General features: G+C 44.7%; 18 protein-coding genes and 1 riboswitch. Of the genes, 11 read left to right on the forward strand and 7 right to left on the reverse strand.

Annotated features, from left to right (window positions below; translation table 11 throughout):
- Together MH117_RS00095 and MH117_RS00100 are read left to right on the forward strand one after the other, a co-directional pair.
- Complete coding sequence (locus tag MH117_RS00095; protein WP_239326195.1) at positions 1-1,293, forward strand: UDP-glucose dehydrogenase family protein; 1,293 nt, start codon at positions 1-3, stop codon at positions 1,291-1,293.
- The gene (locus MH117_RS00100) at positions 1,257-2,258 is read left to right on the forward strand and encodes an NAD-dependent epimerase/dehydratase family protein (protein WP_239326197.1); all 1,002 of its coding nucleotides are present in this window, start codon (positions 1,257-1,259) and stop codon (positions 2,256-2,258) included. The genes MH117_RS00095 and MH117_RS00100 overlap by 37 nt, the downstream gene beginning before the upstream one ends.
- A gap of 173 nt (positions 2,259-2,431) precedes the next feature.
- On the opposite strand, the gene MH117_RS00105 is transcribed toward MH117_RS00100, so the two are convergent.
- The 6 genes from MH117_RS00105 to yhbH form a co-directional block, all read right to left on the reverse strand.
- Complete coding sequence (locus MH117_RS00105; RefSeq protein WP_239326200.1) at positions 2,432-3,568, reverse strand: glycosyltransferase family 4 protein; 1,137 nt, start codon at positions 3,566-3,568, stop codon at positions 2,432-2,434.
- 21 nt (positions 3,569-3,589) lie between these two features.
- Entirely contained in the window at positions 3,590-5,350 is a 1,761-nt protein-coding gene (locus MH117_RS00110; RefSeq protein WP_239326202.1) for a CotS family spore coat protein, read from the reverse strand.
- Positions 5,351-5,997: 647 nt separating this feature from the next.
- Complete coding sequence (locus tag MH117_RS00115; RefSeq protein WP_239326204.1) at positions 5,998-7,446, reverse strand: SpoVR family protein; 1,449 nt, start codon at positions 7,444-7,446, stop codon at positions 5,998-6,000.
- A gap of 1,693 nt (positions 7,447-9,139) precedes the next feature.
- Positions 9,140-9,826, reverse strand: coding sequence for a DNA-binding response regulator (locus MH117_RS00120; RefSeq protein WP_239326206.1), 687 nt, complete (start codon positions 9,824-9,826; stop codon positions 9,140-9,142).
- A gap of 501 nt (positions 9,827-10,327) precedes the next feature.
- Positions 10,328-12,394 carry a S9 family peptidase gene (locus tag MH117_RS00125; protein WP_239326208.1) on the reverse strand — a complete coding sequence of 689 codons (2,067 nt, stop codon included), beginning with the start codon at positions 12,392-12,394 and terminating at the stop codon, positions 10,328-10,330.
- A 309-nt stretch (positions 12,395-12,703) separates the two neighbouring features.
- Positions 12,704-13,852, reverse strand: coding sequence for a sporulation protein YhbH (gene yhbH / locus MH117_RS00130; protein ID WP_239326210.1), 1,149 nt, complete (start codon positions 13,850-13,852; stop codon positions 12,704-12,706).
- Positions 13,853-14,045: 193 nt separating this feature from the next.
- Between yhbH and MH117_RS00135 the strand changes: the two genes are divergently transcribed.
- The 8 genes from MH117_RS00135 to MH117_RS00170 all read left to right on the forward strand — a co-directional run bounded on the left by MH117_RS00135 (position 14,046) and on the right by MH117_RS00170 (position 25,117).
- Complete coding sequence (locus MH117_RS00135; RefSeq protein ID WP_239326212.1) at positions 14,046-15,026, forward strand: phosphotransferase family protein; 981 nt, start codon at positions 14,046-14,048, stop codon at positions 15,024-15,026.
- A 127-nt stretch (positions 15,027-15,153) separates the two neighbouring features.
- Positions 15,154-15,282: riboswitch (cyclic di-AMP (ydaO/yuaA leader) on the forward strand.
- On the forward strand, positions 15,278-16,027 hold the full coding sequence (locus tag MH117_RS00140) for a CAP domain-containing protein (RefSeq protein ID WP_239326214.1): 750 nt from the start codon (positions 15,278-15,280) through the stop codon (positions 16,025-16,027). (Overlaps the previous riboswitch by 5 nt.)
- A gap of 294 nt (positions 16,028-16,321) precedes the next feature.
- Positions 16,322-17,890 carry a GldG family protein gene (locus MH117_RS00145; RefSeq protein WP_239326216.1) on the forward strand — a complete coding sequence of 523 codons (1,569 nt, stop codon included), beginning with the start codon at positions 16,322-16,324 and terminating at the stop codon, positions 17,888-17,890.
- A 148-nt stretch (positions 17,891-18,038) separates the two neighbouring features.
- Positions 18,039-19,643 carry a bifunctional metallophosphatase/5'-nucleotidase gene (locus tag MH117_RS00150; RefSeq protein WP_239326217.1) on the forward strand — a complete coding sequence of 535 codons (1,605 nt, stop codon included), beginning with the start codon at positions 18,039-18,041 and terminating at the stop codon, positions 19,641-19,643.
- A 581-nt stretch (positions 19,644-20,224) separates the two neighbouring features.
- Positions 20,225-21,835: an ATP-binding protein gene (locus MH117_RS00155; RefSeq protein WP_239326219.1), complete on the forward strand. Its 1,611-nt coding sequence runs from the start codon at positions 20,225-20,227 to the stop codon at positions 21,833-21,835.
- Complete coding sequence (locus MH117_RS00160; RefSeq protein ID WP_239326221.1) at positions 21,832-22,518, forward strand: response regulator; 687 nt, start codon at positions 21,832-21,834, stop codon at positions 22,516-22,518. The genes MH117_RS00155 and MH117_RS00160 overlap by 4 nt, the downstream gene beginning before the upstream one ends.
- Before the next feature lie 215 nt (positions 22,519-22,733).
- Complete coding sequence (locus tag MH117_RS00165; protein WP_239326223.1) at positions 22,734-23,108, forward strand: DUF423 domain-containing protein; 375 nt, start codon at positions 22,734-22,736, stop codon at positions 23,106-23,108.
- Positions 23,109-23,143: 35 nt separating this feature from the next.
- Entirely contained in the window at positions 23,144-25,117 is a 1,974-nt protein-coding gene (locus MH117_RS00170; protein ID WP_239326225.1) for a putative bifunctional diguanylate cyclase/phosphodiesterase, read from the forward strand.
- Between the two features lie 132 nt (positions 25,118-25,249).
- Here the strand turns inward: MH117_RS00170 and MH117_RS00175 are convergent, their stop codons facing one another.
- Complete coding sequence (locus MH117_RS00175) at positions 25,250-25,846, reverse strand: hypothetical protein (RefSeq protein ID WP_239326227.1); 597 nt, start codon at positions 25,844-25,846, stop codon at positions 25,250-25,252.
- Positions 25,847-26,028: 182 nt separating this feature from the next.
- Here MH117_RS00175 and MH117_RS00180 point away from each other — a divergent pair, with 182 nt between their 5' ends.
- Positions 26,029-26,331, forward strand: a complete 303-nt coding sequence (locus MH117_RS00180; RefSeq protein ID WP_239326229.1) for a YunC family protein — start codon at positions 26,029-26,031, stop codon at positions 26,329-26,331.
- Positions 26,332-26,357 lie beyond the last annotated feature (26 nt).

A 26,357-nucleotide genomic window follows, 5' to 3' on the forward strand; every position in this document is an offset into this window, starting at 1 on the left:
ATGAACATATTAGTGGCAGGTGTTGGTTATGTCGGTACAACAACCGCATTGCTATTGGCTGAGCTGGGATGGAATGTGATAGGCTTTGATACGGATAAGTCCAAGGTGTCCACTCTTTCAAGTGGAACGCTTCCCTTTTATGAGCCGGGTTTGGACAAATTACTCCATACGCAGCTTAATAAAGGCAATATCCGATTTATATCAGACCCTGTGCAAGCGATCCAGGAATCTCAAGTGATTTTTATATGCGTAGGTACTCCTTCACAGGAAGATGGGAGCGCAGATTTACAGTATATCCGCAGCGCTGTCACTATGATCGGTACCTATATGCAGGAGTATAAGCTGCTTATTATGAAGAGCACGGTGCCTGTAGGTACTCAGAATCTGGTGACACAATGGATTTCAGAGGCTCAAAAGAGCCCGCTTCCATTTGATGTCGTTTCTAATCCTGAATTTCTGAGGGAGGGTAACGCTGTATATGATGCGTTTCATCCTGATCGAATCGTCATCGGCACTGATTCTAGCGCAGCTGCCCAGCAAGTAAGAATGCTGTATCGGGATATTGATAGCCCCTATCTTGTGACCACGCCAGCAACCGCAGAAATGATCAAATATGCGGCTAATGCTTTTCTGGCAACTAAAATTTCATATATGAATGAATTAGCCCGGCTCTGTGACCAGCTCAACGTATCTATTACGGATATTGCAGCAGGGATCGGATACGATGCTCGGATAGGAAAGTCATTTTTACAGGCGGGTATCGGTTACGGTGGTTCTTGTTTTCCTAAAGATGTAAAGTCGCTCTTGCACATCGCTAACAATCATGGCAGCAGTCTAGGGCTGCTGCAGCAAGTTGTTCAAGTAAATGAGACGCAGCATCAGTATTTTATGGAGCAAATAAAGTCACACCTCGGCATCATCGACAAAAAGGTAATCGCGGTGCTTGGGTTGGCGTTTAAACCTGGTACAGATGATCTGAGAGAAGCTCCATCGCTGAAACTTATCACACATTTATTGAAAGATGGGGCCTTCATCCAGGTACATGATCCAGTAGCCCGACTGCCAGAAGCTGCTCGCCAAGCTCATGTACGGCAAGTAAAGTCGGTGCAGGACGCGATTCACGGAGCTGATGCGGTTGTCATTTGTACAGAGTGGCCTGAGTACGCTGCAGAACCATGGCGGGATTTGGCATGTGAGATGAGGCATACAGCTGTATTTGATGGCAGAAACATGTTGGATGGAACACAGATGAAAGCATGGGGTTATCATTATTACGGCATCGGGAACGGGTGATTGGCATGGCGAAGATCATAGTAACTGGAGCTGCTGGTTTCATCGGTTCTCATTTATGTGAGGAACTGCTTCGTAATCATCAGCATGATGTTGTGGGGATAGATGCTTTTATTGATTTGTCAACACCAAAGTGGATACGCAAGCGCAACCTTCAGCATTTACTTGAGAACCCACGATTTTCCTTCTTTGAAGGTAATCTGCTCACTGTACCATGGGAGCAAATTTTGCATGAAGCTGATATCGTGTATCATCTGGCAGGAATGCCAGGCGTTAGATCCAGTTGGGGACCTGATTTTGTCCACTATACCGATCATAATATTACGGCTACGCAGCGGCTGCTCGAAGGATGCAAACAATATGGCATTAAGCGATTTCTGTTCGCTTCAACCTCATCGATTTACGGTGAGAAGAGTGGGAAAGTTGACGAAAGCGCAACAACACTGCCATTGTCGCCTTATGGCATTACCAAATTAACGTCTGAGCATCTTTGCCGGGTCTATTATGAAAATGATGGGCTGCCTGTCGTTATTCTGCGTTTCTTTACCGTATATGGACCAAGGCAGCGTCCAGATATGGCTTTCCATCGGTTCATCAAGCAAATGTTTGATCGGGAAGAGATTACGTTGTATGGAGACGGCACACAAAGCAGAGACTTCACTTATATATCTGATTGTGTAAGAGCGGTTGTTGCTGCAGGCTTTGCGGATGATATTATCGGGGAAACGATTAATATCGGGGGAAAAGAGCGAGCTACTATTAATGAATGTATTGCGTTGTTAGAACATCTTTTTCAATATAAAGCATCGGTTAAAGTGGTTGGGGGTATTTACGGGGAACCGACAAGCACTTGGGCCGATATTACAAAGGCAGAGCGCATGCTTGGATATTCCCCTGCCATAGATCTGAAGACAGGGCTTTTACTTGAAATAGAGCATCTAAAGAAATTGTATCAATATGTAAAGTAGCCTGGCATTGCAGCACGATTAGCGGGTTATCCTACTTCTTGACAGACAGTGCATGCAATCGTCCGAATTTGTTGGAGAGGAAGCCCTCGCAGCTCCGTTGGAGCTGCGAGGGCTTCCATGCTGTTGGGTTCTATCTCTGGCTGATATGCTAAGAACTCATAGTTGCTAGTATGCTATCCCCATACAGATAATATTTCTTGAGCTACCCGATCCCAATGGAACCGTTGTTCTGTGAGCCTTCTGCCACGAAGGCCCATCTGCCGTGCATGGTCCATATTGGATAGCAGCTGATTTAACTTCTCCGCATACTCCAGTGGACTGTCAGGGTTCGTAATTAACAGGCCATTATCATTAATGATAACTTCCGGATTACCGCCGCGAGCAGTTGTTAGAAACGGAAGGCCTGCTGCCATTGCTTCATAGTGCACGCGTGCCAGAGGTTCATCCCAGATTGAGGTGCATACGAACACATCTGCGGCGCAGAACCAGCGGTGCACATCGTGTGCTTCCACATATCCAGTTGTCACAACAGGCAGCGATGCTCGTTCAGCTAATGAGCGAATATAGGCGATGTAGTCGCTGACACGATTATCGCTGTACCAAGCTCCGCCAACGACGACGAGCACAGCGTCAGAGTGCTTCAACTGGGACATCGCACGTACAAGCACATGCGGCCCTTTATTTCTTGACAATCTGCCTACGAACAGAATTACTTTCTTGGATTCAAGTTGATGCTGAGCGCGTAATACTTGGCGTTCATGGAGGGCTGTTTGTGATTCCATCCATGGGGCAAAACGATCCAAGTCTACCCCTGAGTATATCGTTCTGAGCTTGGGTTGTGCTTGCGGATAGTAGCGTAGAATTTCATTGCCAATAAAATTACTGATTGTAACAATGCGCTCTAAGGTAGTAATCACCGCCTGGGCTTCGTCTGGGTGGATTTTGGCTGGATTAAACATGTCATTGTGCATGCTGAGTACGATACGGGATTGGGGTGATGTGTTACGAACCGGGAGTACCAATCTTGGCCGATTAAAAATGTGAATGAGGTCGTAATGCTCGGTGCGTTGATTCAAAAATTGAACAACACCTTCTGCATACTTGTCAAATATTCCATCTGACGGTACTCGTACGTAGCGAATGCCATTGACAACCTCATCAGGGAGCAGTTCAGGATCTGATCTACCAAGGATCGTCAACCGGTGATGAGCACTTATTTTCTGAGCGACACCGCCTATATAAGTCTGAATAGCACCGCCCCTAATATTCGGGACAGGGAGCTTCTCAGTGCATATGATCAGCACGTTCATGCGGGCTGTTTCCTCCTTTCGTTAAGCGGTCTTTCGAGTGTTTCGTTTGGTTTTCTGAAGCGTGGTTCTATAGGGAGATGCAGGGCGTTTGGAGGGGAGTGATTTTTTTCTTTGTTTTTGCAAGCGACCGATACTTTTTTTGGATGGGGACGTTTTTGTTGCTTTTCGTCGCTTGATGGTTAGGCTCAGTGCCGATTTTTTTCGGGAAGCACTCTTTTTCTTTGATCCTGAACGCCGAAATATCGTATTTGTATTTCGCGAGGCTTTGCGCCGTCTTTTCTTAGAACGGACTAATAATTTAATAGGGGCAGCAATGATTGGCCTTATCGGGGCTAGGGTAATTAGACCTTGGGCAACAGGCACCTCTGAAAGACCGACAGGGGGCACTTCTGACAACTCGCTGCCCGCAATAAGTGCACTGGCCAGTGAAGGTTCATTGGCTGCTTCATTGGCTGCTTCATTGACAGGCAATTGTAGCGGAATTGGATGTTGTTCATGTGGTGGAAGAGCGGCTGCTGGTGCCTCTGCTGCAACAAATGGAGGCGATACAGGATTATCGCTAACGTTAGTAAAATCAAAGAATGGAGATTGGTCTGTGGCGACAAAGCTTCCATCTTCACTAGGAAGTGCGAGGCTCCATTGTTCTGGAACGTATTGCGGCTCGTAAGTTCCTAACGGATACTTTTCCTTGTCTGCATACAGCTCCTGCAGCACTTGCCACTTGGTGGATTCAGTTGCCAATACTCGTTGTAAGATTGGCATCAATTCTAAATTGAGGAAGTTGACAGGATCAAATACCATTTCCTTGACGTGTTTATAAAATTCATTCGGAAATGCCATATCGATCCACAGAATTTCAAACATTTGCTGATCAAACGGATTGCCGAGATGATAGGCCTCGATCATTCCGCGAATCCAGGTAATATCCCAGACTCCCATATCATCCATTGTGCTCGTAATAATTTTACGAAGGTCACGGAATGGGAGATCATAAGAAACGCCGTCGAGGTCGATAACCCAGATGCCACCAGGGCCCATTTGGCCATTTGACCAGCCGTAATCCTGATGGGCAAGGCCCCAGTGTGGTTCGCCCATGGCGACCATATTGGCATATTCTGAGTTATTCAGACGTTCTAACGCTTCTACAGCTTGTCGTTCAAAATCATCAACGACTTGCAGCAGCGGCCCACTTCCCGCTGTTTCGTTATATGCCTCGGCAATATGACGAAACCAGCCGATCTTTGCTATTATTTTTTGATAATATTTGATCCATCCGTGTAATCTTGAGGATTTAGAGGCGCCTGCAGGCGGTTTATATCCTTTTGTCCATGTATGGAATTCGCCAAGTCCCTGGCAAAGCTGAGCAGCACCTTCCAGATCAATTTTGGATGCTGGCACCAACGTTTCGATCCAGTCGGTTACAATCCAACTTTTTCCACCAGCCTCAACATACAGCCGCCCATCTATTGTCGGAATGAGTGCAGGCACTCTTGCTCCTACCTGAACCAGATATTCCTGGGCACCTACGCTGAACAGGCTTCTTTGCGGATGACGATGGAGAACTTTGATGCTGCGAGGACCTTTATCTGTTTCAATTTTCCAGATTGCGCCACCCTTGTCTGGCTTAGAAGTGATCAGCACCATACTGGATACTTTCATATCGTATTGTTCCATTACCTGTCTGCCTAGTGCTTCAAGTTCAGGGGGCACATACTGTTCCAACACTGTGCCAGGCGAGACGGTAGTAATATGATCCCAAGGTTCAATTTGATACTGTTCCAACACTTTACCTCCTATCCCGACATCGTTAATCGGAAAGAGCTTTTTGGAGTTGCATAAATAAATTTAATAATTCTACTAATGGATGAAAGAGTTTAGGTTCCGGATAAATAGGACATGGATTCTTGAACCGATCAATGTTCGCATAGTCGTTCCGCTTCTTACCGTTTCCCCGACAAGCTAAGAAACGTAACGGTATGCTTAAAAATTAGTGTTTTCACCCCATTCAACCTAAGTTTGAGCTTGATGCCAGATGAGAAGATGTTTATATCCTCTTCACAGGCGTAAATCTTTATTTATATACATATGACCATTTGATTAGGGTTGAAATGTACATTCGTGGAATTTATAAAGGTAGCTGACACATTTTCTTGGCGACACATGATGAGTGCTTGTCAACTTTATTTCAGAGGATGCTCTTATGTACCTACATTCAGTGCTGGAATTGGAGCTTGGACGGTCTGGGTAAATGGAATGCTACCCGAGATTGGCGAGGAACACGAAAAATGAAGGCTCAACAATCGTGGTACAGAATTATAATATCCATAATAATAATATATTAACAATATTAACAATATCTACAATATCCACAAAAGAAAACCCCTCATCTGCAAGGCAGATGGGGGATATAAAAATCGGCGGATCTTATATTAGGGGATAAACTTGCGCGATACTTTTTTGCCGTCGTAAGTAAACAACACCGTCTTCTCCTCGACTTTGGTCTCAATATGGACGGATTTGCCCCATAACGTATAAACGTAGGGAAGCGTTCGTTCTAAGTATTTGAGATCAAGCTCCACAGTTTCGTATTGGTGCTTGATATATAATTCTCCTGTTCGCTGGTAATCTCCGTCTTGTACGACTAAGTAAGGAAAACCACCGTTGACACGTGAATAAACCAGTTGATCACGAATGTTTTCCCATGATTTATCTGTTATTTTCCAATCAGGGCCTTTCTTTTCAAACACATATAAATCCAGATCGTCTGTCAATTTCTTGGTTAAATAGTTACGGATAAACGACTGATCGGAATCGACCTCGCGTACTTCGAATATTTTGGCACGTCCTTGACCGGGTTCTCGACCGAGCTTTTCTTGTTCGATGGAGGTTGGATTATCCCATCGATATTCGATATCTTCGAAAATTTTAAGACCTAAATAATAGGGATTCAAGCTGTGTTTGGAGGGCTGTACAACTGATGAGTTAAGCTTGGCATATTCGAAAGATTCTTCCGTTGTCAGATCCAGCTCACGCAAAATACGTTGATGCCAGTAAGACGCCCAGCCTTCATTCATGATCTTAGTCTCCATCTGTGGCCAGAAATAAAGCATCTCGTCGCGCAACATGGACATAATGTCACGCTGCCAATCTTCCAATACGGGCGAGAACTCCTGAATAAACCAGACGATGTCCTTCTCAGGCTCAGGCGGGAATATTTGCTCTGGGCTGTCTGTACGCCCGTTGGTTTTTGTTCCATTAGCTTTGTCTTCGAGCGACCAAAGATCGTCATATTGTCCGGGCTGCTTCGGTGGTTCTTTGTCTTTTTGCTCTTTCATCTTGAGCTCCATGTAGCGCTGCTTGTCAAGCTTCTGCGGGCGAATAATTTGTGGATCAACATGTTCTTGAATAGCCAACACGGCATCAATAAAGCTCTCTACAGCTTGTGTGCCGAATTCTAGTTCGTAATTTGAGACACGTTCAGCGGTAGCGGACATGCTTTCCACCATATTACGATTAGAGGTAGAGAAGCGCGCATTGTTTTTAAAAAAGTCGCAATGGGCGAGTACGTGGGCGACGATGAGTTTGTTCTGGATGAGGGAGTTGCCGTCCAACAGGAACGCATAACAGGGATTGGAGTTGATAACGAGTTCATAAATTTTGCTTAAACCGAAGTCATATTGCATCTTCATTTTGTTAAATGTCTTGCCGAAGCTCCAGTGATGAAAGCGGGTAGGCATCCCGTAAGCACCGAATGTGTAAATAATATCAGCCGGGCATATCTCGTACCGCATCGGATAGAAGTCCAGTCCAAAGCCGGTAGCAATTTCTGTTATTTCAGCAATCGCCCGCTCCAGCTGGCGAGTATCGTCTTGTTTCATGTCGCGATCCCTCCGAGCTCTAAATTACGTTTCATACCATATGTATGGCAGAAGTAGGGGGGATATGTGCAGGTTGAGATGATATCTTTTAGTGATTCGGCAGTCAAATTTTCCGCCCGCAATAACCTGATTGGTCATTTTTTTGGATTACGCAGTTACTACGGCCCGAGAGGGACGGGACAGAGCTTTTGATAATAGATATGTTGATCATAGTTGTGTATACGCCATATTAGAAATGTAGGATGTTGGATGAGTGTAGGGTTCGCAGATGCAAACGGAAAATAGGGTTAAGGTGCTCTAAAGTCTCACTGCGATCCAACTCGCAATTCGGTCCCAAGTCAGACAGCGAACTAAGATCACACACGGCAATCTAATGCTGGAAAATAAACTAAAGTTACACAAGGAGCTAAGGTTAGGCAATGATCGAAGGTGGCACAACGAGCTAAAGTTAGACAATGATCGGAGGCGACCCAATGAGCTAGAGTCAGGCAATGATGGAGGCGACCCATTGAGCCAAAGTCAGGTAAAGATCGAAGGCGACTCAATGAGCTAGAGTCAAGCAATGAACGAAGGTGGCACAACGAGCTAAAGTTAGACAATGAACGAAGGTGGCATAACGAGCTAAAGTTAGACAATGATCGAAGGTGGCACAATGAGCGAAGGTCAGGCAATGAACGAAGGTGACACAACGAGCTAAAGTTAGACAATGATCGAAGGTGATCCAATGAGCTAGAGTCAGGTAAAGATCGAAGGCGATTCAATGAGCTAGAGTCAAGCAATGAACGAAGGTGGCACAACGAGCTAAAGTTAGACAATGATCGAAGGTGGCACAATGAGCTAGAGTCAGGTAAAGATCGAAGGCGACTCAATGAGCTAGAGTCAAGCAATGAACGAAGGTGGCACAACGAGCTAAAGTTAGACAATGATCGAAGGTGACATAACGCCCCAAAGTGAGGCAATGATCCAACGGCACAAAGGTATCTGAAGTTATTAAATCTGGGATCTTCGGAGATCTAAAGTCCCAGACAGAGCCGTAATTACAGAAAAAAGAAAAGGATCTCCAGGCTACAATATTTGATAAGGCGTAAAACCAGCCTTAAGTGACCCTCAAAGCGACGAAATAAGCAAGATAAGCCGGGATATCATCCTTATGCCGGTGCTCATCGTAAGATGATAGCTAAGGGAAAAGGAAGTAGCAATGAGTCTTCCAAGCCACTTCCGAGCGGGCAATAAAGCCGAAGCGGGCAAAATAAGGCGTAAAACCAGCCTTAAGTGACCCTCAAAGCGACGAAATAAGCAGGATAAGCCGGAATATCATCCTTATGCCGTTGCTCATCGTAAGATGACAGCTAAGGAAATAGGAAGCAGCAATGGAGCATACGAGCCACTTTCGAGCGGGCAATAAAGCCGAAGAGGGTAAAACAAGGCGTAAAACCAGCCTTAAGTGACCCTCAAAGCGGCAAAATAAGCAAGATAAGCCGGAAAATCATCCTTATGCCGATGCTCATCGTACGATGATAGCTAAGGGAACAGGAAGCAGCAATGAGTCTTCCAAGCCACTTCCGAGCGGGCAATAAAGCCGATGAGGGTCATTTAAGGCGTAAAACCCGCCTTAAATGACCCTCAAAGCGGTGAAATAAGCAAGATAAGCCGGCATATCATCCTTATGCCGATGCTCATCGTACGATGGTAGCTAAAGGAATAGGTCGCGTCTCTTCTCCATATAATTTCGATTCACGGTATAGGAGCGAATTCGCATCTTTCCACCTTTATGCGGCAGGAGCATTTGCTTTACCACCATCCTTTTTAGGAGGGAGCGAGCTTTTTCTTTTCCGACATTTAGAAAATGACATACATCCTGCGGGAGTAAATCTCGATCCAAATGGGCCGCATAATGCAAAATTTCATTTTCCAAAACTTCATGGGAGCTAGAATGACCAGTATCATATCCTTGGTACCAGGTTCCCATGAATTGTTGAAGGAGTTGCTCACACATGCGAGGTTTATCGTGAATATCGTCATAGGAGAACCGTAAAATACGCCATCCGTCAATGATCAGATGGTTTTGTCTGATAAGTGAATCGGAAAACTGCCACCGTGTTACTTTAGCATGATGAGGACCATAACCATCAATTTCAATCGCTAATCGCAGTGGGAAACGTATGTAAGCAAAGTCAAGAAACCTGCTCCCATCCCGATAATCTTCAACCTCATATTCAGGATATAAATGTTCTAAGCTTTTAAAGGCAGGATACCACGCTTTTTCAAGAAATAATTGTTCTGCGTATCCGTTCCCTTGCATTAGCCTCATTTTCCGATTACCGCTGCTTTTTTCGAGTGCATCAGCGAACCATTTTTCATACATCGATTCATATGTCATAGATTTCACGTCCCCTTAATAGAAATAAAAAACACCGTCACCCAGATCAATGGAAACATATCCATCGACAGGGAAACGGTGTGTACTTCACAACCAAGAATACTTTTATGTTAGGTTCATTATGCTCAGGTTAGGTTATCAAAACGATATATCATGAAATTCACCAGCTAAGCCAAGCAGAACTTGGAAACCAAGTATTGCTTGTAGAACTGAGCTATAGAACTGAGCTATAGAACTAAGCTGTAGAACTGAACTGCAAAACTGAACTGCAAAACTGAACTATAGAACTTTGCTATAGAACTATACTGTAGAACTGAACTGAGCTACAGAACTGATCTGCAGAACTGATCTGTAGAACTGCACTATAGAACTGAACTAAAGATCTGAACTAAAGATTTGAAACAATAGAACCATTTTGCGAGTTCAATAGCACCTAAACAGGTCCATAGACCACCGCATCTTTTCGGGTAAATTGAACCATCCATGTATGAGCAAAGTTACTTACTTTTCAATATGCTCATCGAACCAACGCACAATATGGTTAAGGCGCTGCACCCTCAAGCCAGGGTTGCCACCACGTGACAGCTCGTGATTGGAGGATGGGAAGCGAATAAATTGAGTCTTCTTGCCAAGGCGCTTAAGTGCAATAAACAACTGTTCTGCTTGTTCGATCGGGCAGCGCAGGTCATTCTCGCCATGTAAGATTAGCAGTGGAGTCTGAACTTGTTCCACATAAGCAAGCGGGGAATGCTTCCACAGCTTCTCCAAATCGTTCCACGGATTACCACCAATCTGGTCTTCTGTGAAGAAATGACCGATGTCGCTTACACCGTAGAACGAGATCCAGTTGGAGATAGAACGCTGCGTGACGGCTGCTTTAAAACGATCCGTATGGCCCACGATCCAGTTGGTCATAAACCCGCCATAACTGCCTCCTGTGACTCCCAATCTTGACGAGTCAATAAAGTCATAAGTGGATACCGCATAATCTACCGTTTCCATCAAGTCTGAATAATCCTTGCCGCCATAGTCGCCGCGGCATGCATTGACAAATGTCTGGCCGTAACCATGCCCACCTCGCGGATTCGTGTATACCACAGCATACCCATTTGCGGCGAGTAGTTGGAACTCATGCATAAAGGTGTTGGCATACATGGCGTGCGGACCACCGTGAATCTCGAGCACCGTTGGCACCTTAGTACCTGCTGTATATCCAATTGGCGTTAAAATCCATCCTTGAATGTCCCATCCGTCACCAGCTTTAAACCAGAATGTTTCAGGCAAACTGATCTCGACTTCGCTAAAAAGAGCTTCATTGCAGTTGGTTAACCGAGTTTCCATCTTTGCTTCTATATCCCATGCAAATAAATCGCCAGGGTGAGTGAGATCAGCAGACGCAACGATTAGCTTACCGTTGCGAGCATCGGCAAATTGGTAAATTTCGCGATCACCGGTTGTAATGACTTCATAGCTGGAAGCATCAGCAGCGAAGCGGGCAATATGCACATTGCCTTCGGATGTAAATAACGAATAAATGCTGGAACCATCAGCAGCAAAAATTGGACCCGTAGATGCGATGTTGGATCTCATGTCGCTGATCGCACCATGTCCAAGTGGACGATCCAAGTCTGCGCTGAGGCAAGTAATTGAGCCGCCTGCGGCAGGAATTGAGTATAAGCGAGCAATCGTAGCATTATAGTAGGAGCGATCGCTCGCAAAGAAGGCGATGCAGCCTCCATCTGGGGAATAAGCAAGATCATAGATCCCCCATTCACAAGTCGTAAGTTTGCGCCGATTTTGTCCTGCTGCATCTATGACGTACAGATTGTTAGATAGGATGAGATCCGGATCTACATCGTTATCATCCATTATTTTAGCTGTAAAAGCGATCTCATTCCCATCGGGAGACCAGGCAAATTCTCCGATATCGTAATGACCGGAAGTAAGTTGAAGTAGATCGGTGCCGTTATGTCCTATATTGTACACAAACAGATGAGATCTCTTGTTGTTCCATAAACCGCCGGCATCGGATTTGTAATTTAGCCGGTTAAATATTGCTGCCTGTAAGCCAGCTTTGCCGCCGTTAGCTGGCTGTTCGTCCTTTCCGCTTGTCGACGCGTTGTCTGCGCGGACAGTGTTTGAAAGGGCATTATCCTCAGTATGTTCTACATCTGTATGTTCTACAGATGAACGGATTAGTATACGTTGTCCATCAGGAGACCAGACAAAGGAGTTCACACCGTGGGCAAGATCAGTCAAACGTTGCGCTTCGCCACCTAAGGCGGCAATCATCCATATCTGCGGCTTGTCCTCATATTGACGCAAAAAAGCCAACTGTGTACCATCAGGAGACCACGCTGGCGAATGATCCTTATCTCCAGAAGTAAAGGGAATATCCCCGCTGCCATCCTGTTCCATGAGACGTATATGCGAGCGATAACCGCTATTCTCTTCATTTACAGACTTCGACACGTAGGCAATACGTCCATTAAAAGAGCTAATAACAGGATCGCTTAACCATGTTAATCGATATAAATCTTCTGAAAGCATACCTCGCTTGTTCTGCATTGACACATCTCCTTTGATCTAATCTTGTAAAATGAAGTAAATGGAAGTTACCTAAGGTAGAATACTGTTCTCTAACCATAGTATCCCAAGAAACAGCGAGCAGCAAGGTACTGTGGCGGTTGATATCTTTTTCAATTTCATAAAACCATGGCATCAGCAGCATAGTGATTGAACGATAAGCTTGAGAATCAGTAACCGTTCTATATCATAAGACAACAATGAAAGGCGCAAGACATGAATGGAGCAATCCATCGGTCGTCAGATCGCAGATGCCCCGTTCATATCTAGTTAGCCGCGTAAAGTTGGACGTTATCGGACAGCCGCGGGCTGTTTTTTGAAAAAGTGCTTCAATGCTTTGTATACCTCTGTTTTTTCTTTAATGACATAGTACATAAAGTTCGGAATGTTGATATTCCGATACGCAGACATAAGTGTACTGCTGCGGTTATATTGGTTCACTTCGCCGTAACCGAACATATTCGTGCGCTTTAACAGTTCACCGATCAGCTTTACACAGCGTTCATTGTCGCTTGTCAAGTTGTCGCCGTCTGAGAAATGAAAAGGATAAATGTTGTAGCTGGCAGGTGGATAGCGGCGATCGATTATATCAAGCGCCTTAATGTATGCGGAGGAACAGATTGTGCCACCACTTTCACCGCGAGTAAAGAATTCTTCCTCGGTGACTTCCTTTGCCTCTGTATGATGGGCTATAAATACGATGTCTACCTTTTCATACTGTTTGCGCAAGAAGCGGGTCATCCAAAAGAAGAAGCTGCGCGCACAGTATTTTTCGAAGGAGCCCATACTTCCTGATGTATCCATCATCGCAATGATGACTGCATTTGATTGTGGCTTAATAATTTCTTCCCACGTCTTAAATCGCAGGTCATCTGGATTAATACCATGTATACCAGGCTGACCGGATAAAGCATTGCGCCGCATATTTTCAAGAATCGTACGCTTCTTGTCAATGTTGGACATAATCCCTTTTTTGCGAATATCGTTAAAGCGAATCTCTTTCACTTCAACCTGTTCTTTGTCCTTAGGACGCAAATGGGGAAGCTCCAGTTCATCAAATAACATGCCTTCTAGCTCTGCAATGCTGATCTCCGCTTCAACTACATCTGCTCCAGGCTGATCACCCGCTTGCTGCCCTTTGCCGGGCCCCTGTTCTTTATCAGTTCCAAGCACGTCGCCTACTTTACTGTCGCCGTCTCCTTGGCCTACATGTTTCTTCTTGTTAAAATTGTACATAAAACGAAATTCATCCAGGCTGCGGATTGGGACTTTAATAATTTGTTTGCCATCCGACAAAATAATATTTTCCTCGGTGACCAGGTCTGGAAAATTCTGCTTTATCGCTTCACGCACCTTCTGCTGATGGCGCGCTTGATCTTGATATCCTTTACGATGGAGCGACCAGTCTTCACGGGATACGATAAATAACGGTTCAGTCATGATGCTCCCCCTTCCTGATTAGCAACAGGATGAATCCCTGCTGTAAGTTCTTGTTACACAATATATTCACGAACGGGGGAGTTATGAAGGGCAGCAGGAGAAAGTGTGATGTATATAGGAGTCACACCAATTAATAAGTGCTAGGATCAAGGTTAGGTACAGCATAATTACATAGTTCAAAGGAGCACAACAGATGAATCCAACTTCGCGGATATATGAAGAGCTTACAGTAGAGCAGATTACAAAAATAGTGACGGAAACTTTTGACCTCCACACGAAGGTGTCCTCTTGTTCATTGCTAAGTGGAGGTTTGTTTAATACGACTTATTTAATTCATACGATACGGCCAGAAGCTGCAGTTGTGCTGCGTGTAGCCCCGATTCGCCATGAGCTGCTTCTAGACTTTGAGAAGACGATGATGGGCGCAGAGACACATATTTATAACCTTCTGGCGACGAAGGGGATTCCCGTTCCTAAAGTAATAATCTGTGATGAGTCTTGTGAAGTGATACCACGAGTGTACATGGTCATGGAATATATGCCGAGTGTGCCCATGAATGACCCCACTGTTCCTGAGCATGTAAAAGCAGCGTTACGTCGCAGCTTGGGTCAGTACACGTCACGAATTCATGAAATCACAGGGGAAAAATTCGGTTGGCCAACTTCAAGACAAGGTATTAGAGGTAGTGAGAGCTGGTCACAAGTCATCTTGCAGTTTGTAAATGAGTTAGCAGGAAAGTCAATTGTTCATGGGGTGTTTAAACAACAGGAAATGGACGTATTATTAAACCTTTTCCGATCTAATGAGCGCATTTTTGATGAGATTACAACTCCTGTGCTTGTTCACAATGACCTATGGGATCCCAATGTTCTGGTGACTGAACAACATAATGTGTGGAAGATTGCTGCGATTATTGATGCGGATCGATCGATGTATGCCGATCCTGAATATGAATTTGTATTATGGGACAATAATGCTGACTTTATGGCGGGATACGGTAAACCGTTGGATATGTCTATCGCTGCACAAACACGAAGAGAAAGCTACAAGCTGCTGCTTGCTGTTATGAATGCTTATGTATTTAAGGTTGAATACAACAATAGTCCAGCTTATCTAGACGCAAGAGAGGATGTGCTTGGCCGTCTTGAAGCATGGTCTTCATCTCGAAAGTAAACAAGAACGTACCCGTTACTGAGCGGGTACGTTTTTTTAATTATGACGAATTTGTAATAATATTCATCTGTTTACATTAAGTTTTAAATGAATTCAGGTGTGGAACATGTTACGATTTGTAAGAATTAAAAAACGAAAGCCGAAGCTCATGAATGAGCACGGGGGAACCAACATTGGGGTGAAATCGCACATGCGATAGGGGAATCTCTTAACCCGAACCCGTCAGCTAACCTCGTAGGCTGCAAAGGGAGATGACATCTTTGAAGAAACAGATGCAGAAAGTCGTAATCGTGGGTGCACTTGCACTTGCTCCAGTATTATCCGCAGGCTCGGTAATGGCTGCACCAGCTAGTAATGCAGATTGCAACGTTAATAACAATATTAAGGTTAATAGCAATTCGCAGCAGGGTACGCAGAACACGATGAAGTGGAACATCAACGGACAAGATTGGTCTGCACTACTGTCCAAGTGGTTCCCACAGTTCAAGCAAGACGGTCAACAGCAAGGGAACAATAACAATTCCGGCCAAGTGAAGGTTGAACAACCTAAGCAAGGGGGAACTGAAAATAAGGGCCAGCAGCAGTCGCCTAACGGCAGCACAGAACAGAACAAGCAGGAGCAAGCTGCAAATGTATCCGAGTTTGCAAAGCAGGTAGCTGAGCTCGTGAACAAGGAACGTGCTGCAGCAGGACTAGCTCCACTTAAGCTGGACAATAAGTTGTCTGAAGTTGCGATGAAGAAAGCAAAGGATATGTATGATAACAATTACTTTGATCATCAATCGCCAACTTATGGTTCGCCATTTGACATGATGAAAGCTAATGGAATCCAGTATAGTACTGCCGGCGAGAATATCGCTAAAGGCCAACGTACGCCAGAAGAGGTCATGAACGCTTGGATGAACAGCGACGGACATCGCAAAAACATTATGAACTCAAGTTTCACTACAATTGGTGTGGCCTATTATAATGGTGAATGGGTACAGCAATTTACGGGCTAAGCTTACTTTTAAATACCTTTTACACTCCTCCTGTATGATATAAGAAAGGCTGCATCTACTGCGATTTTGTCGCGGATAGGGCAGCCTTTTTCTTCGATTTACACAATTTCCATGAGGTCTTCACATAACCTTTTCATAATAATGCGGTTCTATTAACAAATGTTTTTCATAATAAAATAGTCAGAGAACACACGAGAGGCTGCTGCATGCAGGAGCTGGCCCAGGATATCTTCTATCATGAATGAACTGTTCTGCATATGGAATGATTGATAATTGATGAGGAGGCGATGAATAATGAATGTACGGACAAAATGGAAACGTCATTGGTTCAAGTTAGTATTGGCAGTCGCGATTACATTACCTGTATTCTCCTTTGGAACAAATCCGCCCGTGTATGCAGAGGGGCCATCCGATCCAGCACCTTACATTAATGCAAAAGGCACGCCTAATGGCAAAAAAGTGTTGTTTGACAATACACATGCGCAAACTGCTGGAGCTGCAGACTGGGTTATTGATGGTGGGTTTTCCGATTTTGCAAACGGCATTGCGAATAAAGGTTATGATGTAAAGGAACTGCGCAAGTCAACCGCGATTACATACAATGATCTCAAAGATTATGATGTATTTGTAATTCCTGAAGCAAACCTTCCATTTAAAACAACAGAGCAAGCCGCGCTGCTGCAATATGTGCAAGGTGGAGGCAGCATCTTCTTTGTATCGGATCACTATAATGCAGATCGTAACAAAAACAGATGGGATGCTTCCGAAGTGTTTAACGGCTATCGCCGTGGTGCTTGGAGCAATCCAGCCCAAGGAATGAGTGCAGAAGAAGCAGGCTCTGCTGCTATGCAGGGCGTTGCCAGCTCTGACTGGCTTTCCGACAACTTTGGTGTTCGCCTTCGTTACAATGCGCTTGGTGATGTTAATGCTACTCAGATCGTACCTTTAAGCCAATCGTTTGGCATCACAAATCAAGTAGCCAGTGTGGCGATGCATGCGGGATCTACGATTGCCATCACCAATCCGAACATTGCAAAAGGAATTGTATATGTCCCAACCCTCTCAAGCAGCCAAAAATGGCCGAATGCGGTTGATCAAGGCGTATACAACGGCGGCGGGATTGCGGAGGGTGCATATGTAACGATTTCCAAGGTTGGACAAGGAAAAGCGGTTGTCATCGGAGATTCTTCTCCAGTGGAAGACGTATCACCTAAATACAAAAGGGAAGAGAACGGACAGACTAAAAAAACGTATGACGGATATAAAGAGCAGGACGATGCTGTATTGTTGATGAACGTTATCGATTGGTTAGCTAATAAGGAGACGTATACAAGCTTTACGCAAGTTCCAGGCTTCCAACTGGATACAGCAACAAGCTTGCATCCATTTGAGACACCTGCTAACAGTACGGAACCGCAAGCTGAACCATGGGCTGCACCAGCAGCAGGTTACAAGTGGTGGGATGCTACCACATTCAAAACTGGCTCATATGGTGCACAAGGTAATAACGGAGGCGAAATACCAACAGGCACACCTTCGATGACACATCCTACAACGGTGCAAGCAGGTGTGCCGTTTGATGTGACGATTACGGTGACAGGTCTTGCACCTAATAGTTCGGTAACACTTCAGACTGGCGTATATTTGGTTGGTGGTGTTCAAGTTGGTCAGGTGCAAAATGCGGATGGCTCATGGCCAAGCGGCTACGGCTATACGGCAAGAACTTTCACGGCTGATAGCAGCGGAAACGTAGCACAAATTATTAAAGTACGGACGCAAAGCGGAAAAACGGGAGCTGCGAGCATACGTTTACGCAAAGACAGCAGTAAAGTATATCAAACAGATTCCATAACGATTAACTGATTAAACAGAAGCTCATGAAAAGCCCTTATTGCTGCGGCCATAAGGGCTTTCAGCTGTTTCGCTTTAGATTCAACCATACATCGATGCTTCTTCGTAAAGAGGATTCTTAGTGAGGAGAAGTTATTTTAATATAGTAAGGAGTTATTACATGTCTAACATTCCACATCATGAGTCTGGTAAGCTTGCAATTCTTCACACCAGTGATATCCATGGGACGGTGCTGCCGTACCGATATGCGGATCAAATGCCGATAGAAGCAGGTATTGCCAAAATATCTACTGCGATTAAGCAATTAAGACGTCAATATGAAGAAACGATATATGTTGATAATGGAGATCTGCTGCAAGGTACTCCGTTAACCTATTATCACGCACGTATGAAATCCAGTCTGCCTAATCCATTAATAGCGTGTATGAACTTGCTGCAGCCTGATGCTGCTGTGGTAGGCAATCACGAATTTAACTATGGAATTACCTATTTGAGGCAAGCAATGAAAGAATCCAAATTTCCGTGGTTAAGCGCTAATTTGCTTGATGAGACGAATGGTGAACCGATATTTGGTGTTCCTTATATGATTAAAGAACTCTCCGCGGGATTAAAGGTTGGAGTGCTGGGATTGACGACATCCTATATCCCGAATTGGGAACTGCCGCAGCATATTGTGGGCATTGATTTTGAGTGTGTTGTACGAGCTGCACAGCGGTGGGTTAAGGTATTGCGTGAAGAAGAACATGTAGATTTGGTTGTCGTGTCGTATCATGGGGGTCTGGAGCGTGATATGAACAGCGGAGAGTTAACAGAACCAGATACGGGTGAAAACGAAGGTTATAAGCTGGCTGCAGAAGTGCAGGGCATTGATATATTGCTGACTGGACATCAGCACCGGATTATTGTAAACGAACGCATTCAGGGCGTAGTAATTGCACAGCCGGGTTCACACGGACAAGGTGTTGGCTGTATCGAAGTGCAGATGGAACGTGTTGACGAGAAGTGGATAGTGGGGGCTGTTTGTTCAAAATGGATTGAGGTTGCCGGTATGACCCCAGACAAGCATATCATCGATCAGGCAGCGCCGATCGAAGCCGAAGTGCAGGTGTGGCTTGATCAGTCGATCGGTCAAGTGGAAGGGGATATGAAAGTTACAGATGCCGGCCAAGTTCGATTATCAGATCATCCGCTAATTGAATTTATTAATCGGGTACAGATGGAATACGGCCAGACAACGATTTCCAACACGGCGCTGTTTGATGATACGGCACCGGGCTTTGTTGGGCGTATTACGATGCGTCAAGTACTAGCGAACTATATTTATGCGAATACATTAAAGGTGATTCGAGTGACAGGACAAGACATTTGGGATGCGCTTGAACAGACAGCGTCTTACTTTGATCGTACTGAACAAGGCAGTGAACATATTCGCATTAATGAAGCGTATTTGTATCCTAAGCCTCAGCACTATAATTATGACATGTGGGAGGGCATTGAGTATGAAATCGACATCTCACGTGCAGTGGGAGAGCGGATTACGAAGCTTCTAGTAAGCAGTAGTGGACAACAGATCGATGTGCACGGTACTTATGACGTCGCTATGAACCATTATCGCGCTGCTGGCGGAGGCAATTACGCCATGTTTACAAATAAGCTCACAGTGTTGGATGTGCCCACAGATATTGCAGAGCTGATAGCGGATTATATTATGCAGCGAGGAACTATATACGCGACGCTAAATCATAACTGGCGGGTAGTGACCTGATATTAGAATTGCTCATTTGGAATAAGCCAGTAACGTCCCGTATCACTAAAGGATGAAGCCGTCACAACCCCAGATAACAGCAGCTTGGGAGGGTGAGCGGCTTTTCCTCATCAACAATAACCTTCATCTTGAACAATGATCTTCCTGCCTCTCCATCTTAAGAAAAGGAGATATTAGGAGACATAGTGCGGCCTAGGCTAGAAATAGTGCAGCCACAATACTGTAAAATCCCCATTCGATGCCGTAAACGCACGCCTTAGATTAATTTTGACCATCGATCCGAGCACAAGTCAAAGCATAAGCGAGGCGAGTAGAAAGTCATCTACGGGGTGAATTACCAAGACTTTCTCATATCACAACCTCTCCCGTCAAACTATGACAACGCTTTCAATTGGAATTCTAGCGTGTAATTCTGGCAGATAAATCGCTTAGGGACATATTACGCTTGCTGGACTTTGTACTTAGATTAATCATAAAGTTCACACAATTAACTGATTCACAAAAACGACACAAATGATATAGTTATATTAGAGTGTACTGCAGTAATTGTTGTTTGCTTGGTTTATGGAAGGAAGAGTGGAATGCGCTTACAAACGAAGTTGATGCTGCTTATTTGCACCCTGCTTATTATCGTTATCATTGCTCTTACCGGAACCTTTCATCATTTATGGACCTCCTCGCTTAAAAATAAGATCGGAACAGAAGCCATTCATTTAGCGAAGACGATAGCTAGTCTCGATGACATTCGCCAAGCTTTTGATTCCGACAATCCTACCTCGATTGTACTTCCGATTGTTGAACGCATACGTATGGAGACAGGGGCAGAATTTATCGTCGTTGGAGATCGACAGGGTATCCGCATTGCCCATCCACTTGCGGACAGGATTGGCAAACCTATGGTTGGCGGCGACAATGAAGAGGTGTTCCAAGGCAAGTCCATCATATCGGATGCTTGGGGCAGTATGGGTCGTTCATTGCGCGGCAAAGTTCCAATTTACAATATGGACCATAAGCTTGTTGGCGTTGTGTCAGTCGGCTTCCTCATGGCGGAGATATCACAAGATGCGGTTGCCTATCAGACCTATATGGTTATTCTGGCGCTGCTTGCTATTCTTCTTGGCAGTCTAGGCTCTATCTACATAACAAGAAATGTGAAGAGGTCTATTCATGGCTTGGAGCCTGCTGCGATTGGACGACTCTATCGCGAGAAAGAAACTTTAATCGAGTCTATTAAGGAAGGTATTATTGCAGTAAATGAGGAAGGGAAAATTACAACCATTAATCAAGCAGCTTTCGAGCTGATGGGGCTGCGTGAACGGCGGTTGATTGGTTCACATATATACGAGCTGTTTCCACAGACCTGCTTAATGAATGTCATTCAATCTGGACAATCGCAATATAACGTGGATATGAAGATTGCCGACAGGGTATTGGTTGCTAACCGTGTGCCGATTATCGATACGAATAATCAAGTGATTGGGGCCGTATCCAGTTTCAGAAGCAAGTCAGATCTATATGATCTTACAGAGCAATTATCCCAACTGCGCAATTACGCAGACGGTTTAAGAGCGCAGACGCATGAGTATTCAAACAAGCTGCATCTTATTGCCGGTCTTATACAGTTAGAATCCTATCAAGAGGCGCTGGATGTCATCTCGAAGGAATCGGATATTCATGAAAGTTTTACACAATTTATAATGAGTGAACTGCCAGATCCGATACTTGGCGGATTGTTGATTGGCAAGTTTAATCGCGCGCATGAAGTGGGTGTAAATCTGGTTATGGACCCTGCTAGCTGTTTTAAGGATGTTCCGGCGCAGATTGATCGCTTCAAGCTGGTAACTATTATTGGGAACCTGATTGATAACGCGCTTGAAGCGGTGCTTCAGGACGAGCGTGAAGATAAAGTTGTACACGTCATGATTACCGACTGGGGCCAAGAAGTTATCATTGAGGTGGAAGATTCGGGGGTAGGGATTCCGAACGGCGTAGGAGAACAGATTTACCACTTGGGATTTACGACAAAGGCAGGGGAACACCGAGGATTCGGCCTGATATTGGTAAAGCAGGCGGTAGAAGAGTTAAGGGGGATGCTTATGCATCACGCTCGAGAAGATGCACCAGGTACTGTTTTTACCGTTGTTATCCCGAAAATGGACTATAAAGCTGATGATGCGGGGGGATCTGCTTGATTCGAGTCTTGATTATTGAGGACGATGTTCGAATTGCTGAAATTAATCGGCGTTTGGTGGAAAAAGTAGCTGGCTACTCAGTGGTAGGGATTGCTACGGATGAGCAGCAGGCGAAGGAACAGCTTCAAATTTTAATGCCTGACCTTGTGCTGCTTGATATTTATTTTCCTGATATGTCGGGAATGGATTTTCTCCGTTATCTGAAGCAGCGCCAAAGTTATATTGATGTCATAATGATTACAGCAGCCAAAGATATGAAATCTGTGCGTGAAGCCATTCAAAGCGGTGTATTCGACTTTATTATGAAACCGGTCATTTATGAGCGGATGTTCGAAACGCTCCAAAAGTATAAGCAATACCAGCATGACATTAAGATGTTGAGTCAGCACAACAGCAACGTTAGTCAACAGCAAATTGATGCCTTGATGCGAGGCAGAATAGAGCTGGCGATGAAAGACCCTTATTATCCGAAAGGAATCGATAAGCTGACGTTGGATAAGGTATTAACGTATGTGCGTTATTTGGACGAAGGCTTGTCTGCCGAACGATTGGGGCAGAGTATTGGTATTAGTCGATCTACAGCCCGGAGGTATTTGGAATACTTGGTATCTGAAGGGGCGTTAAGAGCCGATGTGCAGTACGGATCGGTGGGGCGTCCGGAGCGGGTGTATCGCATAATTTGAGCAGGAAACAGTGGAAAATAGAACCTAAAAATATTCGATTATTTACTGATTTGACGTATTATAGAAGAAGTTGTGAAAGGAATGTTGAGTTATTATGAATTAAGGACCGAAATCAGGAATAACATATGGTAAATCGAAGCCAGTTCATAGTAAGATAGAATCGTAAAATCAGTATAGAAAATATTGTCGAAATAGATGCTGGAGGAGCTGACATCATGTTACGACGTTATGTTATGTTGGGCAGTATTAATGCTGGATTGTCAGTAGCGTTGGGGGCTTTTGGTGCACATTTGCTGAAATCCTTATTGACCCCCGAAAGAATGGCAACATGGGAGACCGCCGTTCAGTATCACATGTTTCATGCGCTTGCCCTGCTATTGATTGCCATAATGGCTGATCGTTTGAACAGCCCGGCGAAGCTATTATGGGCTGCAAGGCTTATCTGGATTGGCATAATTATTTTCTCGGGTAGTTTGTACATTCTTTGCTTATCAGGCAAAGGGGTTCTAGGTGCGATCACACCGATTGGTGGAGTAGCATTTATTGCCGGCTGGGTGATGCTCGCATTAGCTGCGCGACGTTCTTCCTAATGGATTAGAAGAGCGATTACGATGCCGGAAGGAAGATGAGTTTGAAAGCCAAGGATGGACAGAGTACTCATAAGCCGCAACGGAGTGCGGTTATTCATAAATCCAATGCGTGGTCGATAGCGTTCATAGGTACCGTTGCAATACTATGCCTCGTATTATGGCAGTTGACAGGGGCTTTTAAGGAAATAATTGTTGTAATATTGACCTTATTAATACTCATTTACGTGGCTCAGATGATGCGTGGAAGAACCTGGAGTACGACTAATGAGACTAAGACAGAACTGGATATTGTGCAGTCCGAAAGAAGCTCTCCGTTTGCTCAGGCAGCTTCCTATGATTATTCATCGTGGAACCTTTTATACGAACAATTGCCGATGTCGGCTGTTCTGACACGTGCTGATGGCGTTATTGTCACCGTAAACAAGGCGTTTCGAGACCATATAGGATTATCGTTTAATTATAACGGTTTAACTTGGGCCGAGTTGCTGGAGGATCGATATCTCTCTCCTTTGGTGGGAGCGATTTACAACGTCTCTTCCAAGAGGATAGATATGCAATTGGAGTTAACGGCCTATCATAAGGAGGGATTTCGTCAAGATTGGCTGGCGAGACTCGTACCTTGTCCTGTTGGATTTAGCACCCAGAATGATTATGTAATTGTTTATTTACAGGACACCAATTCGAATCGGCATATGGCAGAAAAGATTCACTATATGTCCTATTACGACGATATGACAGGTCTGCCGAACCGACGTATGTTTATGCAGCGTCTGGAAGAATCAGCTCGTATGAACATGACAGTACCTACGTCACTGGCTGTTGTTTATATGGATCTGGATCGCTTTAAGCGGATTAATGATACTTTTGGATCTGATTTTGGCGATATGCTGCTCATGCTGATTGCAGAACGATTGCTGCGCGTGATGACTGAGAACGATATGCTTGCCCGAATGGAAGGTGATGAATTCGCCTGTTTTATGACGCATGTCGCTTCGCCTGTAGAAGCATCTGAACGTGTAGAGGCACTTATGAGCGCGATGGAGGAGCCGTTTGTGCTGAACGAGGTTCCTGTACATGTGACAATGAGTGTCGGCGTGTTCCTGAGCGGCGTAAACGAAGCGACGCTGGATAGCGCCATCATGATGGTAAAACAAGCCGATACAGCCTTGTCCCGAGTGAAAGAAAAGGGAAAAAACGGTTATTTATTCTATGCACCCGAGATGAACAATCGCCCGCTTGAACGGCTGACGCTAGAGCACGAAATGAGAAAAGCGTTGTCTGAAGGCCAGTTTCAGTTGTATTATCAGCCTCAAGTGGATATGCGAACGAAGCGGATCGTAGGGGTAGAGGCTCTTGTGCGTTGGATGCATCCTGAACGTGGGGTAATATTACCTGGAGAATTCATTCCGTTGGCTGAGGAAAATGGATTTATTGTTGCGCTCGGTGAATGGGTGTTGGAGGAGGCTTGTCATCAAAATAAACGATGGCAGGATGAAGGATTGCCGCAAATCCCAGTATCGGTGAATTTGTCAGTGCGTCAGTTCGAACAGCACAATCTGACCAAAACAGTAGAGCAAGTATTAGCTTTTACCGGTTTAATGCCGCAATATCTAGATCTGGAAATTACCGAAAGTATGACGCTTGATGTATCCCGAGCTACACATGTACTTAACGAATTAAAAGAAATGGGAGTCGGTATTAGCATTGATGACTTTGGTACCGGCTATAGTTCGCTCCATTACTTGAAGAACTTCCCAATTCATCGACTAAAGATTGATCGCTCATTCGTGCGAGATTTACAGCAGGATCCAAACGATGCTGCGATTGTTTCCGCAATTATTGCGTTGGGACATACGATGAACATGCAGGTAATCGCTGAAGGTGTTGAGAATTCAGATCAACTGCAATTTTTACAAGATCATGCTTGTGATGAAATTCAAGGTTATTTCTTTAGTCCGCCATTGCCAGTGGAATCTTTTGAGGTTATGCTGCGTAAGCAAAGTGCTTGATAGTATTTGATACTATAAAATGACCTCTACATACGTCCATTTATCCATGTACATACACAAATAGGCCGTAGACCAGCTAAATGCGCTGAGCTACGGCTTTTTGCTATCCAATATGTGTATTGGTTTGGTCAGTTATGTCGTCATTTCTTCAATTTCATACAGATGAAAAGCATAAACCTGCTTCTCATCAACGTGATATACATTGAGCAGCTGAGAAGTAGAATCATAATTTAGAATACGACATGGCAAGCTCATTTTGATTCCTTTGCCTTTGTTAATCGATAAGCGGGTTAACGTCTGATGCTGAATATATTGTTCGATCTGCTTCTCGATGACCAATGTCGGACCGGTTGACGATGGAGCAGACGTATTTGATTTATTCGTGGCAGCGTGTCCTTGTTGCGATTGTATGCTAGGTGCTGCAGCACCTGGCTGAACAGGAGGCTGCTGCTTGTTGCCGTTAACGTTAGCTTGGGCGGATTGGCGAGACACCAATACGGAACCAAAGGGGGTTGTCGTATGTGCTTGCTTCTGCATAGATTCCAAAAGCTGCAGCATGGAGCCTAGCTGGGAGCCGGATTGTACGCGCAGATCCAGCACATCAGGATCATTTTGCAACAACCGAAGAATCTTCTCTAACGCTGCAGCGTTGGAACTGCTTTCAATTAGGATATCGAGACTGAATTTGTATGCAGACCGATTCATGTTGTTATTGTTAAGCATAGTCATTTAATCCCCCACCTAGTCATTATACCTATTTAAGTATCATTATATTATGACTCATCGCGCAATAAAAGTAGTTCTAAAGAACTATTTATTAAAAATAGAAAAAAATGCATAAAAGCGGTATGCACTCCGTCAACAGAGCGGCATAAAATGATACGGCAATCTTATGTGAGGGGGGATGAGATTTGATTCAAATCGTTCCTATTCAGATCGAAGGTTATACGGTTGTTGGGGTAGAGGTTCAGCTGCCAAAGACGACGCTGCTCTCCATCTCAACTGACCGCGGCTACATTATGTGTGGTGCCTTGGACGTGACACTGTTGAATGAACGCTTGAAAGACCGTCAAATTATAGCGGGGCGGGCTGTTGGCGTTCGTACACTTGAACAATTGCTGGAAGCACCTCTCGAATCCGTCACGCTAGAAGCTGAGCAACTTGGAATTCATGCTGGCATGCCAGGTAAGGAAGCACTGCTTCGCATGATATAACAACAGGCTGCCAGTGAGGCAGCCTG

The sequence above is a fragment of the Paenibacillus sp. ACRRX genome, assembly GCF_022346885.1.
GTDB lineage: Bacteria > Bacillota > Bacilli > Paenibacillales > Paenibacillaceae > Paenibacillus_B.